General features: G+C 43.5%; 17 protein-coding genes. All 17 read right to left on the bottom strand.

Going from position 1 to position 15,678, the window contains the following annotated elements; all coding sequences use genetic code 11:
* Positions 1-24 precede the first annotated feature (24 nt).
* Positions 25-1,278: a site-specific DNA-methyltransferase gene (locus EDD71_RS00970; protein ID WP_133626869.1), complete on the bottom strand. Its 1,254-nt coding sequence runs from the start codon at positions 1,276-1,278 to the stop codon at positions 25-27.
* A gap of 5 nt (positions 1,279-1,283) precedes the next feature.
* The gene (locus EDD71_RS00965; protein WP_133626868.1) at positions 1,284-2,582 is read right to left on the bottom strand and encodes a site-specific DNA-methyltransferase; all 1,299 of its coding nucleotides are present in this window, start codon (positions 2,580-2,582) and stop codon (positions 1,284-1,286) included.
* Entirely contained in the window at positions 2,557-2,739 is a 183-nt protein-coding gene (locus EDD71_RS00960) for a hypothetical protein (protein ID WP_133626867.1), read from the bottom strand. Before EDD71_RS00960 ends, EDD71_RS00965 begins: the two co-directional genes overlap by 26 nt.
* Positions 2,739-3,290: a P27 family phage terminase small subunit gene (locus EDD71_RS00955; protein WP_133626866.1), complete on the bottom strand. Its 552-nt coding sequence runs from the start codon at positions 3,288-3,290 to the stop codon at positions 2,739-2,741. Before EDD71_RS00955 ends, EDD71_RS00960 begins: the two co-directional genes overlap by 1 nt.
* 120 nt (positions 3,291-3,410) lie before the next feature.
* Positions 3,411-3,770 carry an HNH endonuclease gene (locus tag EDD71_RS00950; protein WP_133626865.1) on the bottom strand — a complete coding sequence of 120 codons (360 nt, stop codon included), beginning with the start codon at positions 3,768-3,770 and terminating at the stop codon, positions 3,411-3,413.
* 133 nt (positions 3,771-3,903) lie between these two features.
* On the bottom strand, positions 3,904-4,134 hold the full coding sequence (locus tag EDD71_RS00945; RefSeq protein ID WP_133626864.1) for a hypothetical protein: 231 nt from the start codon (positions 4,132-4,134) through the stop codon (positions 3,904-3,906).
* A 143-nt stretch (positions 4,135-4,277) separates the two neighbouring features.
* Complete coding sequence (locus EDD71_RS00940; protein WP_133626863.1) at positions 4,278-5,276, bottom strand: type II TA system antitoxin MqsA family protein; 999 nt, start codon at positions 5,274-5,276, stop codon at positions 4,278-4,280.
* 31 nt (positions 5,277-5,307) lie between these two features.
* Positions 5,308-5,718 carry a hypothetical protein gene (locus tag EDD71_RS00935; protein ID WP_133626862.1) on the bottom strand — a complete coding sequence of 137 codons (411 nt, stop codon included), beginning with the start codon at positions 5,716-5,718 and terminating at the stop codon, positions 5,308-5,310.
* A gap of 238 nt (positions 5,719-5,956) precedes the next feature.
* Entirely contained in the window at positions 5,957-6,412 is a 456-nt protein-coding gene (locus EDD71_RS15605; RefSeq protein WP_243116346.1) for a hypothetical protein, read from the bottom strand.
* A gap of 95 nt (positions 6,413-6,507) precedes the next feature.
* A complete protein-coding gene (locus tag EDD71_RS00925) occupies positions 6,508-6,789 on the bottom strand; it encodes a VRR-NUC domain-containing protein (RefSeq protein WP_479724188.1) in 282 nt (93 codons plus the stop codon).
* A 317-nt stretch (positions 6,790-7,106) separates the two neighbouring features.
* Complete coding sequence (locus tag EDD71_RS00920) at positions 7,107-9,662, bottom strand: phage NrS-1 polymerase family protein (protein WP_133626859.1); 2,556 nt, start codon at positions 9,660-9,662, stop codon at positions 7,107-7,109.
* On the bottom strand, positions 9,659-10,084 hold the full coding sequence (locus EDD71_RS00915; RefSeq protein WP_133626858.1) for a DUF7768 domain-containing protein: 426 nt from the start codon (positions 10,082-10,084) through the stop codon (positions 9,659-9,661). Before EDD71_RS00915 ends, EDD71_RS00920 begins: the two co-directional genes overlap by 4 nt.
* 15 nt (positions 10,085-10,099) lie before the next feature.
* Positions 10,100-10,888: a phage antirepressor gene (locus EDD71_RS00910; RefSeq protein ID WP_093751275.1), complete on the bottom strand. Its 789-nt coding sequence runs from the start codon at positions 10,886-10,888 to the stop codon at positions 10,100-10,102.
* A gap of 4 nt (positions 10,889-10,892) precedes the next feature.
* Entirely contained in the window at positions 10,893-12,815 is a 1,923-nt protein-coding gene (locus EDD71_RS00905; protein WP_093751276.1) for a bifunctional 3'-5' exonuclease/DNA polymerase, read from the bottom strand.
* Between the two features lie 57 nt (positions 12,816-12,872).
* A complete protein-coding gene (locus EDD71_RS00900; RefSeq protein ID WP_011838170.1) occupies positions 12,873-13,625 on the bottom strand; it encodes a hypothetical protein in 753 nt (250 codons plus the stop codon).
* Positions 13,626-13,746: 121 nt separating this feature from the next.
* Complete coding sequence (locus tag EDD71_RS00895; protein WP_200773642.1) at positions 13,747-14,163, bottom strand: gp33 family protein; 417 nt, start codon at positions 14,161-14,163, stop codon at positions 13,747-13,749.
* Entirely contained in the window at positions 14,153-15,511 is a 1,359-nt protein-coding gene (locus tag EDD71_RS00890) for a DEAD/DEAH box helicase (RefSeq protein ID WP_133626857.1), read from the bottom strand. The genes EDD71_RS00895 and EDD71_RS00890 overlap by 11 nt, the downstream gene beginning before the upstream one ends.
* Positions 15,512-15,678 lie beyond the last annotated feature (167 nt).

The raw sequence follows: 15,678 nt of genomic DNA, 5'->3' as shown, positions 1-15,678 counted from the left end.
TTTAAGGGGAAAGCAAGGACATTTTTAAGCAATCTGTGTTTCCGCGTAAGGAGTTTTTTCATCATCGCACAGCAGGAAAACCGAATCTGATCCAAATTGTGAAACATAGCGCTTTACAATCACATCACAGTATTTCGGGTCAAGCTCCATCATAAAACAAACCCGCCCGGTCTGCTGCGCTGCAATCATTGTCGTGCCGGAACCTCCGAATAAATCAAGCGTCAAATCTCCGGTATGGGAACTGTTTAGCATGGCCTTTGCCACAAGCGAAACAGGCTTCATGGTCGGGTGCTCCTCCGACACTTTGGGGCGGGGTATCTCCCAAACATCCGACTGTTTTCGGTCTTTAAGCGGGCAAAGGCGCGTTCCCTCAAGCCAGCCATACCAAATTGGCTCGTACTGGGTGTGATAGTCCTTTCTGGATAGTACCAGGCTGTCCTTTTTCCATATAATCGTGCTTGACCAGTGATATCCTGCCTCCCGCATGACGTTCATCAAACTGCCCCATTCCTGCGCGGACATCACCACATAGGTCATGCAGCCAACCTCAGAGACTTCCCGCATACAGTTAAAAGCGCGCAATAAAAAAGCGCCGAATTCCTCGGTGCTCATCCTGTCATTTAGAATTTGCCTTGGCTTCCAGCTCGGATGCCTGGTATCCGAACCGTAATCAACGTTCCAGGGTGGGTCGGTGAAAACAAATCTCGCCTTTTGGCCATCCATCAGCTTTTGCACATCTGAAAGCAGGGTGCTATCACCGCACATCAGCCGGTGGTCGCCAAGCGTCCATATATCGCCCTTTTTGGTAACCGGAGTTTTAATCTCTGCTGCTGCCTTTCCCGCATCGAAATTATCCTCTTTGACATTTGTGGTTGTTTTATCGCGGAATAACTCGTCAATTTCCGCAGCGTCAAATCCGGTAAGAGAAATGTCAAAGCCATCTTCATTCAAGTCCATAAGCAGATCGGTCAAAAGCGGAATATCAAACTCGCCGCTGATTTTATTCAGCGCAACATTGAGTGCTTTTTCCCGTTGTTCATCCAAATCAACAACAACACAGTCGATCTCCTTATACCCCAAAGCTGTTAGTACTTTATACCGCTGATGTCCGCCGACAATGTTCCCGGTTCGTTTGTTCCATATGACTGGCTCTACATATCCGAACTCTTCAATAGACCGACGTAATTTTTCATATTCAGGGTCGCCTGGCTTTAAGTCCTTCCGCGGATTATATTTCGAAGGTTTTAGTTTTTCTGCTGGTATTTTCAGTATATCCATAAATCTTAACCCTCCAGTTTGATGGCTTTTTCACCGGTGAATTCCTCCCAGCGCTTAACAGCTAAATCACAGTAAATAGGAGATAACTCCATCGCATAGCATTTACGCTCGGTCTGTTCAGCCGCAATTATAGTGGTTCCGCTACCGGAGAACGGTTCAAGCACAATGCCACCCTTGTCGCTGTGCATTTTGATGCACCGCCATGGAAGCTCCACAGGGAACATTGCCGGATGCTCCTTGTTTGCCCGGACAGTCGTCATCTCCCATATGCCCGCATAGCCCCATTTCTTGCGTTCTTCCTTTGTAAGCCTTTTCACAAATTTATAACTGTGTCCTGCAAAGGCCGAAAGCCAAACATATTCCTGATCGTTATATTCCTCAACTTCTCCTTTATTGCTGAAAGCCGAAATATACTCATACTGCTGAACCGGCTTGTTTGAAACAAGGTGATAGGGGCCTACACCGAAGTTTTGCCCTTGTTTCTTCCAAATGCGGATCCAGATAGGTCGGTAACCGTTGTCCAAAAACATATTCACACTATAAACGCTGGTGGGTTCAATAAACTGGGAGCCGGTTACATATAAATCACCTAAGTTCCAGCAGACAATATCTGCATACCTGCACAAGTTTCTAATCACTGGGCGTACTGTCTCAAACCATGGCTCAATCCCGGCTTTTTCATATTCTTTGCCTACCCCGTAAGGCGGGGAAGTTACTGCCATCTGTGCGTGACACCCGTCCATTAACTTCTCAAAATCTTCATCCTTCGTAGAGTCGCCGCACATCAAGCGATGATTCCCGAGAAGCCAGATATCACCACGCTTTGTTACCGGCTCGCGCTGCATGATTTCCTCATGCGCTTTATCAATGTCAAAGCTGTCCTGTACCGCCTCTTTGGAGTACCATCGGTTAAGCAGTTCGTCAATTTCAGAAGCATCAAACCCTGTAAGCGAAACATCAAAAGCGCCTGCGTCCAGCTCAGCCATCAGCTCTGCCAGTTTATTCTCGTCCCACTCTCCCTGAATCTTATTGAGGGCAAGATTAAGCGCTTTTTCTCTCTGCGGATCAAGATCCACAACGACGCAGTCTATCTCAGTCTGTCCCAAGTCCAGCAAAACCTTTAAACGTTGATGTCCGCCTACCACGTTACCTGTCTTTTGGTTCCAGATAACAGGCTCCACATAGCCAAATTCCTCAATTGACCGTTTCAGCTTTTCATATTCCTTATCTCCGGGTTTTAAATCTTTGCGCGGGTTATATTCTGCAGGATTAAGCTTATCAACCGATATTTTTTGTATGTTCATGCTGCATTCTCCTTTTCAATATTTTCTCAAGACCCTTTTTAGCACCCTCACAATCTCCGTTTAATACTTGTCCCCGCAGGGTCTTAAACTGCTGCTTCGTTAAATGGTCTTTATATTTTCTAAGTTCTCTAAGAAAAATTGACTTTGTTTTATTCATCAGCCACCCCTCCTGGCTGTCAGGAGTTTTTCCATCACATCGTCATGGGGAGTTGCCCCTTTGTATTCGGTAGCACAGTTTTCCCGCACAACTTGGTAAATCTGATACCACAGGTTATTGGCCTGCTTCATGAAGCTTTGACTCATGGCCACATAAGGCGACGGGATGGCATTGCCAGTCGTCGGATGCTTGGCAAGAAAGCCAAATTCAGTGATACATTCCTCGCACTGGATCCACCGCGCCACGCTCTGGGCATACTGCTCTATAAGCTGCGCAGGAATAAGATGAACACACCTGCGTTCCTTAAGCCACTGCCATGTTTTTCCATATATTTCCACCGCCAGTGTTGTTTTTCCGTTCTTCTGCTTTGCAGCAAGATAATCCCTCGGTGGCGGCATGCTCTCTCCTTCCAGTTCCGCAGGATCCGTAAACTCCATTACCATGATCTTTCGTCTGCCAGGGTTTTCTTCCAAAATCTTATCTGCAAGCGGCTTTTTCTTCTGTCCTGCGCCGATACGCGCCCCGCCGCGGTTGGTACCGTCTTTTGCCATACACATCACCTCGATTCCTGTAAAAATAAACGGGGGATATACCCCGTTTGAAACTGCGATTTTTCGCGCGTGACCCCCCGCCCGTTGCACGAAAAATATCCACCAGAGATTTTGACCCCCCTACCGTCTTGCCCACCGCTCTCCTTCGCGGGCAGTGATCGATGAGTGGCATTGCTTACAAAGGCTCATAAGGTTGCTGTCTGCATTGGTTCCGCCTTTGGATAAAGGGATGATATGATGCACCTCTTCGGCTGGCGTAAGCCTTCCGTACTTTTTGCACTCCTGGCAAAGCGGATGCTCTGAGATATATCTGTCCCGGATGCGTCTCCATCTCCGGTCATAACGTTTTCTTGTTTGGGGATCTCGTTCGTATTTGTTGTAATAAGCATCAACTTGTTTTTGATGCGTGTCGCAGTACCTTCCGTCCGTCAGCACAGGGCAGCCGGGAAAGGAGCAAGGCCTTTTTGGCTTTCTTGGCATCTGGCCACCTCCTTTTCGGGTATAAAAAAAGCCCTCACAGGTTCACCCATGAAGGCTTATCCATAACTTTTCACAATACCATTATATTTGGCTTTTTACTGAATTTCATCTCATAAAAATCTCATCTGGAATGCTAAACAGCACATTTACTTTTTGCCCATGGCATCCTGCCGTTATAATACTTATCTGAAATATACCGCTGCATATCGGATGGCAAAGCTGCCAGCAAAAGATAAGCCTTTTTCCTGTCTTCCTCTAAATCTTGGGTGCTTTTATAGAAGGAACATTTATCTTGCTGACACTTGCGTACAGTCAGGATATTGCAGCCATTCTTTCCGTTACTTCCAAAACATTTATCGCACATCTTTCCTCCCTCCCGTTTTATGGCATAAAAAAAGCCCCGAAGGGCTTATGCATTTTTATGTCATTTTTCCACGATATCATTATATATGGTATACCTGTGTTTTACATCTCATAAAAATCTCACCTTAAAGGAATACAAAAATATCAGTTTATTTGTTCAAAGATAGCTTTCGAGTATACTTCTATATCTCCAGGAGTGAGCATGCGGAATTTTTCTTTCACAGCAACAAAATATTCCCCGATTAATTCTTTGGGTATTACACGATTAGAATGCGCATCCACCGGCAAACCGTCTCTGGTATGCCGCCATGGTTTTTCCAAATGCGTAAACTTTTCTAATGTTTTTCCGCTATAACAGCAGAAGTTTTTAATAACACTATCCAGTATCGCTTTTTCAGATGTTGTAAAAATTGATTCATCGAAAACTTCAACGCTTTCAATGGGGTCAAACCGATAAGATGAATACCTGTTATACACATCTCTGTAAACCGGTCCATGAACCCATGCCTCACAGTCTTCTTCAAAAAGAAACCGTCCTTCAAAAGCGTAATAAAAGCCCTGGACATAATATAATGCCTTTTGTAAAGCTAAAGGAGTTATGTCCTCGCATTTATAAAGCAGATATTGGATAATCGAGTCCAGCTTTGAACCTGCTTTTTTTTCTTCTCCAAGCAGTTCCTGTACCTTCCGCTTACTTTTTTCATATGCCTGCGGAGATTTTAAATTGTCCTTATTTTTCTCCAGCAATTCTTTATAATATGCTGGGTCATCATAAATCTTTTGAAGAATATCTGAATACTGTTTTGTAGGCATATCACCTTCACAATATCTCGAAAAAGTCATTTCTCCCCAGCCTAAAAGCAATGACAGCGGACGTTTCCCAATATTGTATTTCTGAGGTATTTCTAATATCTTCTCCAGCGAAATAATGCCGTTTTTTTGACGGTACATGTCATACAAAGCCTTCAGATTTTCGTCTTCTATATCCGCTACATAGACTTCGCTTCCACATTCCGTACAAACAGCCTTCTTTCCGGTATACTCATATTCTTCTCCTTTAAGCTTACCCTTAATTGTTGCAGTTTCTACCATGTATTCGACATCTCTTCTGCATTCCTCGCAAAATGTCTTATTTCTGTTCATAAGGTGACCTCCTTTCAAACTTTCTGATTGATCATCGGAAAAGATAATCAATCGGCTTGTTTCGCTTATGAAATGATATGACAACCACTCGTTTTCCGCTCTCACTATCAATTAGATTAAATTTCGTATATATATCAACTAGCTCCTCGATGCCATCAAAGTTAAATAACGTAACCTGGGGACAAAATACATATAAAACCTCATGTTCAAATCCTATTTTTGTATTTTGCAATGAATGGCAGAAATCTTCTGTTTTTATTTTTAGTAAAATCTCTTTTTGCCTTCTGCTGTTTAGGTTATGTTCATTTATAAAATCTATGTTTTCTTGTCTATTCTCATTTTTTGATATAATGAATCTGCCCTCTCTAATACAGTCTTGTATCATTGCCAAAATCTCATCAATCTGTTCCCAGGTATAATTCTGATTATAGTGCTGATTCATTGCATCACCTCTTTTGTGATACAATGATACTATATTATATGCCTTTTGTCAAGATATATGCATCAATTGATGCGTTTTTTATTTTGTTGATTTTTACATTAAAATATGTATACTAAAGATAACAGCTCCTACAAGCTTATATTAAGCGCAATACGGTAGGCCATAAAAATACCCACTTAGGTAGATTGCTCTATCTAAGTGGGTTTCCTATTTATATGCAAAATGATGTTATCTTGAACTACTTCCCATATAAAAGCAGTGCCAGATGATTAAGTGCCTTGTCCTTCCTGCGGTACACCTGTGCTCTTTCAAGAAACAGCTTCTCATCGATGTTTGCTACGGCTTCTGTCTTGCTCACATCGTTGACAAAGAATTCTGTCAGTATAAACTGTTCTTCCTCCGACAAGGCTTCCCATGCAGGCTTAAACCACTCCATATATTCCAATGCCCGCCTATAACGTTCTTTCAACACATCAATCTCGTCAAGGCAAGCAACAAGACGTTCTTCCCCACTTTTGGGATTGTGTTTGCCCGGAACTCCAGTAATCTTTGCGCTATGCGGGCTTGTCATACGGGTTTCAACTTCATATATATCCTCATCACTGTGCTCGATAATGTACTGCATGCTGCTGTAATCTTTCAAGGCTTCAACAGCAGCTGCTTTTTTATCTAAATACTGCCATGCAATCAGCATATTGCACCTCCAAAAAATCAAGATAAAAAACCTTGATCTTTTAAGCAGTGTGCTTTTTATGCATTGCTTCGCAGTGCTCGTTTCCTTGTTCGTTATTACTTCGTTCCTTGCAGAAGGTCATGCTTTTCCAGAATAACCTTCACCTCATCTACCGAATAGACAATCGCTGCCACGCCTCCGGCATTGAGGATTTTCCTAATAGTAGCTTCCTGAAGTTTTGTTGCCTTTCCTGATGGAGTTTTTACTTCAAAAGCTACAAATCGCCCATTTACACAGGCAATAATGTCCGGTATTCCTGCTGTCCCGTACATACCGCCATGTTCCTTCCAGCAAAAACACCCCGGTACAGTTTTTAAGTACCGCAGGACTTTAGTCACAATACTTTTTTCGGACATACCTGTTCATCCTCCAAAAAATGTTACCTTTTTTCCTCTTGTAACCTCGTAATATCCAAAAAAGTCATTTCTCAAATCCACCTATCAAGCGCTTTTCCGGATTTTGTTACCTTGTTACCTCTTTTTTGGGCAGGTGTATACACGAATATTTTTATTTTTATATTTTTTATTCTCAAAAAAGCAATGTTTTCTCGCGCGTATATATAAAGTTGAGGTGACAAAGGTAACATAGGTAACAAGTGGCTATTCATCAGCGTTTCGGGTGTTACCTTTTTGTTACCTTGTTACCTTTTTCGAGGTTAAAGAGGCTCAATATCTGTGATCTCAAAGCCGCTCACATCGCATCGCTCTTTCAATATCGAAAAATCAAGAGCCCAGGCTTTCTTAGTTTCATTCCCGAAACGCATCGTTTTATTGCTCTCCAGAAAAAAGTCACTTTGCCTCAATTGCTTCAAAAACTGGTTATATGGAAGACATTCACCAGTGATTGCATAATCGCGTCTGTACTTGGTATAGCGGTCATATACATCACAGAAACGAATCCCGATAACCTTGCCACCTTTATCAAAAGTGTAATCTTGGTTTGGAGCCAGTTTCATTCGGGCCATGATTTCCAGCGTCTGTTCTACAATGGTCTTGTTATTACTGCCGCCATCCAGCAAGTACTCCTGCACACCGTTCTGGAGATAACGTATACATGTCCCTTTGTTAATCGGAAACACTTCAGTCCATGTAACATTAAGAAATTCACACAGCTTGTTAACTAGGCTCAATCCGGCATAGCAGCAGGCAAGGTTATTGACGATACGGGATGGAAACTCATCAGATATCTCTGACTTTGCTTCCTCATACCATTTCCCTGCCTCAGCGGGCGATACTCTGAGTGCTATATCCAGCAGGCTCCGGCCGAAGCTGCCAAGCAAATCTGCTTTTGCACACAACTTATAAAATGCTTGCCTGTGGCTGGCCGGTTTTAAATCCTTCTTGCTGAATAGCAATTCTATGCTCCGTTCTCTGATGGCCGCTTCATCCGGCGATTCCTCACCAGCTACAATAATAGGTGCCAACAGTTCATAAGTAACAGCACTTTGATCCGCCCTACCGCGGACACCTTCATGGCCGTCATATGCATCTCGAAGGTGGTTGTATAAGGCATTTAGCCTTAACTTATCTATCTTTGAAGGCTTGAACTCATCCATCAACTGTGGTATCAGATTCGATGATGCAGATTCCTTCATCAGTGTAAATGCAGTAACCTGTGTAGCCGCGCGGATTTTACTGCACGAAAATACCGGCAGAATAACCCGCTCCAATGTATTACTTTTTCCGCTGCCTTGTTCTCCGACAAGCAATAAATGAGGAAACTTAATGCCTGATTTTTTTAGATGCGGTTTGATAAAGCACCCGGCCACCCAGGCCATTACTGATACCGTTTTTATGGGTTCGTTATAGCTGAGGAGCCATTCACCAAGCATAATAAGCTGTTCCTTTGTCAATGGCTCAAAGGTTAGTATATCGGTTGTTATGCTTTTATACTTATCAAGCTGCACGATATCTTCAACCATGTTGCCTCCTGCTTCAATGGCACCATCCGTTGAAACATATACCATCCGCCCGCCATGCTCATAAATCCCAAGAGCCTTGACCCCTGTTTTCCTTACCCACTCCATTTCAGATATATAACCTTTCAGCAGTTCCAAATCTCCTTCTGAGCCAAAATAGCCTAAGGATATTGTCCGGCGGTTCAAGATATTTTTAAATTTTTGGATGTTATTGAAGTCGGTAGTCATAAATGTCTGGCGGTATATTTCATCACGAATTGTAATAAGGTCAGCAGTCATCTGCGTTTCATCTTCCGATACAATCATCTCCACCGGTTGAATGATAAAATTTGTTATAGGATACACACTTTCGCCTCTGGTGCGGTAATACCTGCCCTCATGTTCAAAGATAACTGACTCGCTTTCGCGGCTGTATACGTTCTCTGTAACTTCAATGGCCTTATCCAGTGTCTCCTGCCCATATGTTGCTCCACTTGCATGATGTACCGTATCCCACTTTTCCCGGAATAACCCGGAATTTCTAAACAGCCTGTCCATCTGCTCTTTGTTTTTGCCTGACCAAAAAGCCAGCATACAGCAAAGAGCAAGGTCGGCTTCGGACTGGCTCGGATACCCTGCTTCCTGCCATTTTCCTTCCCATAGCAGATTAAATTCCTTATGGTTTTCGGCTGTACGGGCTTTCTCCAGAATTTCTTCATCTGTAAGCGGCTCTAGCTTAAAATTTTTACGGTCTTTCTTGCTTTTTCCTCTCCATTTTTTACTTTTGATATAATTCTCATGTATCCAGGCCAGTGCCCCGTTATCTTCAGTAATGTAATCAGGGGTCCCTGGCAGTCGCTCGCCAGTCATTGTGAAGTATCTGCTGTGGGCATACATTTCAACGCCGGTTTTAGTGTTTTTATTGCCCTTAGCAGGCATCTCCCCTTTATAGAAAATATGAAGCCCAGTTCCTGAAGGGCTGATTTCCGTATAGGACGGAAACCGCTCAAGGATATCCTTGGCGGTATCGCTTAATTCCCCAGTGTTTTTGTCGCGGCAGTGATCTATGTCTATCCCTACTAAACCTCCGCTTTTTGCGAATACAAAACCTAATCCGGTATAGAGGTATTGTTCTTTTGCCGCAATCGCATCGTCAAGCGTCGACCAGTCGTTTGGGTTAGTGCTTGAGGCTTTTCTACCAGTTAAGGGATTATAAGGGATTTTACTGTCTCTTCCGTCCTTTGTGTTTGGTTCCAGACGCCAGCATATCCATTGCTTCCGGTTTGCCAATTCTTTAGGGAATGAGATGCTCACTTACACTGCACCTCCTCGCATCGTTCATTAAAATACCGAATCGGAATGCTGCGCTGCTTTGCCTTTTCAATCTCAATGGACATCCCTTTAGTAATTTTTCTGCCAAATACCCACACTTCTGAGCACTTTGACATCAATACCATGCCAAAGAACAATCCCAGATTTCGCATTTGTTCATCATCGTCATCCATAAACTGCGGAAACAAGAGGTGCGGAGCAATAGGTATGCAATTCCTGCTCACTGCAAATCGGCAGTACCCCTGAGTCTTACGGATATTACGTTCTATATCACCAGCATATGGGCTGCAGATAAATACCATCGGTCTGTAAGGCGCTTTCCTGGCCTCTCGCTCAATCCTAAGCAATGCTTCATAAGGTGTGGGGTCGTAATATCCTTCCGCGTTAAACTTGCTGATACTCATGGTATTACCCCCTGCCTATGCGCTTTTTTGTTCACGTTCGATTACAGGCAATATACCTTTCTTGTTTTTAAGAAGGTCATAGATAAATAGCCTTCCTTTTTGTGTCCAATATGTGTGCATTACGCTTCTTTCTGCATCAATAGCATGAGTCTTGGACTGCGTGTATCCTTGATCGGCGTACTCCTGATATAAAAGCCAGCAGTTTCCCATTTTGTACTGTACTCCAAGCTCATGAAGCAGCTTATTGAAAGCGCGGCCAGACATTCCGTAATCCTTGGCAATCTTGCTGATCGGCACAAGGCTTTTATTTTGCAATATGAGATCATAATAGCTCGCCTTGGGCTTTAGCTCGCTGATAATCTGTTTATTCTTTGCATTTTCTATTTCTAAAGATTTCCGTCTGTCGCGTTCTGCCTTCAGTTCAGAGAAAATCCTGATACCATACTCCGGATTAGAAATCATCTCTTCGATAACTTTATCTGTAGCATAAACTCCATATTTTCTGATCGTGGGCAGCACTTCATCAAAGACCCATCTTTCAAAGCGTTCAGCAGCAGGAAGTTTTGATTTAACAATTAATCGGAAAAGATCTCCTTCCGGAATAAATTTTATATCCTGCTCACCGCCACTTGTAAGGACTCGGTGTTTCACCGACCCCTTTGTATGTCTCTTAATTGCATCGTAGGGATCTAAGTATCCAAGCATCCTCGCGCAATCTGCCGCAGGGAAGTATTCCTTTCCATCAATAACGAGTACTTTAAGTTCTCCAAATTCTGTATTCTTAAAAACCTGTAAGTTATTCATAACATCAATCCTCCATTTCTTTCATTTCTCCAAAATTTCTCCCTACCGAAGCCTCTGCCACAATAGGTACATCAAATTCAGGGAAGGGTTGTGTTTCCATACACTCTTTTATAAAAGCAACTGCTTCGTCCACCTTGTCTTCCGGTAATTCAAAAACCAGCTCGTCATGTATCTGCAGTATAGGTTTCAGCCAAAGCCTTTCGGGAAGTCCACTGATGATGCGCCCACAGGCAAGCTTTAGAATATCTGCCGCTGTACCTTGAATAGGTGTATTTAATGCGCACCGCTCGGCAAAGGACTTCTTGCCCCAATCTGATGACCGAATTCCCAGCAGGTATCTTCGCCTGCCCAGCCATGTTTCTGAATAGCAGCTTACAGCAGCCCGCTTTTTTACCTCATCCTGCCATTTGGCAAGACCGGGGTATCCGGATTTCAAGTTTTGAATGATGGTCTCACATTCGGACAAAGTTGGGTTCAGCCCTGCTTTAAATTTAAGTGTCCTCTGTAAGCCAGTAGGAAACAGGCCATAGAACACACCGAAATTGCAGTTCTTTGCAATGGTCCTGCGCTCTTTATAATGTGGAGCATTTTTGTCTGCTGCCTCTTCAAAAGGAATGCGGTAAATAACAGAAGTGGTCTGAGCATGGATATCACCGCCAGTACGATAGGTTTCCAGCATACGTTTGTCCCTGCAATAAAACGCTCCGACGCGCAGTTCTATCTGCGAGAAGTCAAGGGATAAAATAGCCTTTCCTTCCGGTGCAATGATAAATTTCCGTACGCCTATTGGGTCATTGTCTTTCTGCGGACAATTCTGCATATTCGGGTTTCTTGACGCAAATCTGCCTGTCTCTGTCCCCAGTGGCATAAGGTCCGGATGAATCCTGCCGGTATCCTCATCAATAAATCGAAGATACCCGTCTATATAGGTGGATTTGAGTTTTCCCCACTTGCGGTATTCCTGCACCAGTTCAAATAAGCGAGCAAGTTCAGGCCTGTTGGATTCACACCATTCTTTTAATAGGATCATGGTTTCATCATCGGCAGCTTCCTGATGTTTTGCGGTCGTTTTCATTACCGGAAGACCGAGATCCACAAAAAGATATTTTTTAAATGCTGAAGTTGAAGCATTTGCCCCAATCTCTACATTGCCGATAATTCCGGCAATCTCTTTTCTGATACTGACAATCTTTTCTGTGGCTTCCGCTTGTTTCTTCAGCATGGCTGACTTATCCACCAATATGCCGTTATACTTCATTATCCCGACATATACTGATGTAGGCGATTCTACCTCTTCCACAATAGTTCTGTGTTTGGGTAAAAATCTATCAAACCACTGATTGAAAACATGGTATAGGCGAAGAGTATAATCACTGTCAGCACAAGCGTAGCGGACAGTCTTCTCATCCTGAGGGTTCAATTCATCGAAAAACCGACCTTCAGTAACCGTTGAGAATTCTGTCATTTCTGCTTTGCAGAGTGCAGGCGCAAGCGTTTTAAGTCCGCTGTCAGCAAGACTTCTGAACTCCCACTTGCTTTTTAATGTAAGCTGTGATGCTGCAATCGTGTCATAGCAAGGCTTTTGAAGGACGATACCTCTTGCGTAAAGGAACATAGACTCAAAAGCCAGATTATGAGCAACTTTTATTACATCTTTTGATTCGAATAGTAATTTCAGATAATCCCATATTACCGCCTGGTTCTCTGCATTTCGCCCGCTACGATGTTTAAGTGGAACATATATAGCAGTCCCTTCTGATACTGAAAAACTGATCCCTGTAATATCTGCTTTATGAGCATCCAGAGCTGCACTTTTATCGTTCCTCCATTTATCGCAAGGCGAGGTTTCAAAATCGAAAGCAAATAAACCAGTGTTTTTCAGATACTCTTTTATTTCAGGCAGCATATAAACACATTTGTATCCCATGCGGTTCTCCTTTCCGCCCTATCGGAGATGGAAGTTACTCTCCGATAGGGCCTTTGATCACTTAAGCGGCTCAGTAATTTCACCTGATTCAGGGTCTACATTTATTACCTCTTCACCGGCAGGTTCAGTGTCATGGCCGACTCGGGTACTGAATGCTTTGACCTGCTCGGAGAGCTTGGATATCAACGCATATTCGTCAGCGGTCAGATCCCGATCTACAGCAAACTGAGCCTGTGAATAGGTGATACCGCTTGAATTGGTCGCCTTTTTCAATGAAAAGCGGGTAACTACGCTGTTCGATTTTTTACCTTTAGAAAGCAGCCTTTTGATGTAGCGGGAAAACTCTTTCAACGATCCTGTTGGCAATGAGAGTATCAACGGGAAAATCTCCCCTTCACGCAGTACATATATCCTGCGGCGGTTCTTGCAAGCTTTGCTGCCGTTTTCCCCCGAACCGAACTGATTATATGGGCATTTGGCACAGCTTCCTCCGGGGTCTCCTTCGCCGGTTATACCATCAAAGCTTCCGCAATCCGGTGGGTTACTGCCTCCGGTATACTTGTCCTTGTAGTATGCATAAAGTGGATGATGATAAAGAATTACCGCTGAGAATTCCTTGACAGTATCAGGTTCTCCGGGATTTTCCCCGGGTACTTCGAATACTGTGCTGCCTGCGGACGGGATTTTTATGCGTTCAAAAGTCATGTCAAGACCGTCAAGTTCTGATGCCATTGCCTCGTCAAGATTGAAATCAGCGAGCTGAAGAAAACCTGTATTTTCGTTAATAGTTACGAGTTCATTGTTTTTCATGCTTTTATACCTCCGTAAATATGAATTTGAAATGTAATCTATATCATTGTTCTTTGAAGCATTGTTCTTCGAACAGTTATTCCTTGAACATTGATATTGGAGCATTGCTTTCTGAAGCTATTTACCTTGCTGCTTTCCGCACAGTTACTGTTGTCTTTTCGAAGACATTCACAAGGCCTTTCAGCCAGTCCGGAAGCTCGTCCCCATTCTCCGCAATCTGTTCTTTAACAAATGCTGACAGGGAATTTGCATTGACTGTTTCATAGATGAGTTCTCCAAAGCCTTTACTGCGTAGTGCGTCAAACAGTTCCTCCTTCATGCCTGCGGCAGCACTGGCTCTTGTTGTCGTTGAAAGGCAGAACATTGTTCCTGCTCTTGTGAAGTTTTGCGTCTCACTGCTGATCATCAGCTCAGACAGGCGGTATTCAACATCGTCAATCTCTGCATTAATGCTTTTTAGTTCCTCTTCCGCGGCCTTTTTTGCATCGCGAAGCTCCTTAAGACGGTCAGCAAGTTCAAACATCGCATTATTGCTCACAGCTTTCACCTCCCTCTGGGGCAAAAGGATTTGCTCCTTTGCGGTAGTCGTCTATCAGCATTTTTGCAAGATCTGCCTTATTGCGCAGAGCAGTCAGGATTTTTGAGTCTACAGTACCCTTGGCGATAAGGTAGATATATGTGCAACCGTTCTTTTGTCCAACTCTATGGATGCGGGCTTTTGTCTGTTCGAAATTCGACATGGAATAATCAAGTGAGTAAAATACCATTGTGCTTGCAGCGGTTAGTGTAATACCGAGTCCAGCAGTTGCAATCTGGCCTACGAACACCATGCAGTCGGGATCACATTGAAACCGGTTTACTTGCCCTTGGCGATCCTTTGTTGCCCCATAAATACACGCATAACCGATGTTCTTCTTCTCCAGCAACCTGCATATGGCATGAATTTCAGGGATAAACCTTGCTATAACAACCAGCTTATGTCCTTCTTGAATACTGCTTTCAAGGATATCTTCAAGAGCTTTCAACTTGGCATCACTGACTTGCTCGATTTTCCCACCGTCATCGCTTCCGATGAAGCCGCCGGTTAATTGCGAAAGACGAAGCAAGCGTGTCAGTATGTTTGTAGCTGTTACTTCTCCTGCTGACAGCTCAGTATAGCTTTGTTTGACAAGCTCTTTATATTTCTTTAAAGTGACAGGCTCAAGCTCAATATGGCGAATAATATCGGTGGTTTCCGGCAAATCCAGGCACTCCGCTTTGGTCGCCCGGAATGCAATGCTGTGGATCCTTTTCATCAAATCCTGTTCCATTGATTTTTTCAGCACTGGTGTATGGTTGCCATAGCCGACCATGTTGAAATACCGGTTTCGGAATGCATAAAAGCTGTTGCCAAAGATGCGTGGATCGAGAAATTTATACTGGCTGAATACATCTATGGCTTTGTTGGTTATAACCGTTCCTGTCAGTAGGAGCCGATACCGGGCAAGCAAGCCCAACCTGTGCATTGCCTTTGAAACCGCTGTATTATGAGTTTTAATTTTATGTCCTTCATCGGCGATGATAATGTCAGGATGCCAATTTGCCAGTTCCTTTTCCATTCTCCATGCAGATTCGTAGTTGACTACCACTACATGGACACCTTCGCCAGTTAAAAATCTTAGTTGTTGGATTTTCTTCTGAATCGTGCCATTAAGGACTATAAGCTGATATGGGAAATCTGCGAACCGTTTAAATTCGTCCTCCCACACTCCAAGAATGGAAAGCGGTGCAACAATCAGCACACGTTTTATTCTTCCTGCGGCAAGCAATGCTCCTATAATTGCAATTGAGACAAGAGTTTTCCCGGTGCTGGTCAGCCCATTTCCATCAGGAGCGCTGCACCCCATCCGGAAATGGCAGAAACACCACCACCCTTCAAAAGCCCAAATAGACTGCAGATGAAATTGAAAGCACGAATCTGATGCTTATATGGTCTGCCCTTTATGGGCATTGGAATAATTTCTTCGCGTTTAGAATGCATCAAGATCATCTACCTCCGAAACTTCGCGGATAT

It is taken from the genome of Fonticella tunisiensis, assembly GCF_004364155.1.
GTDB lineage: Bacteria > Bacillota > Clostridia > Clostridiales > Caloramatoraceae > Fonticella > Fonticella tunisiensis.
Note: the sequence above shows the minus strand (reverse complement) of the source record. Positions and strands in the feature narration are given on the sequence as shown.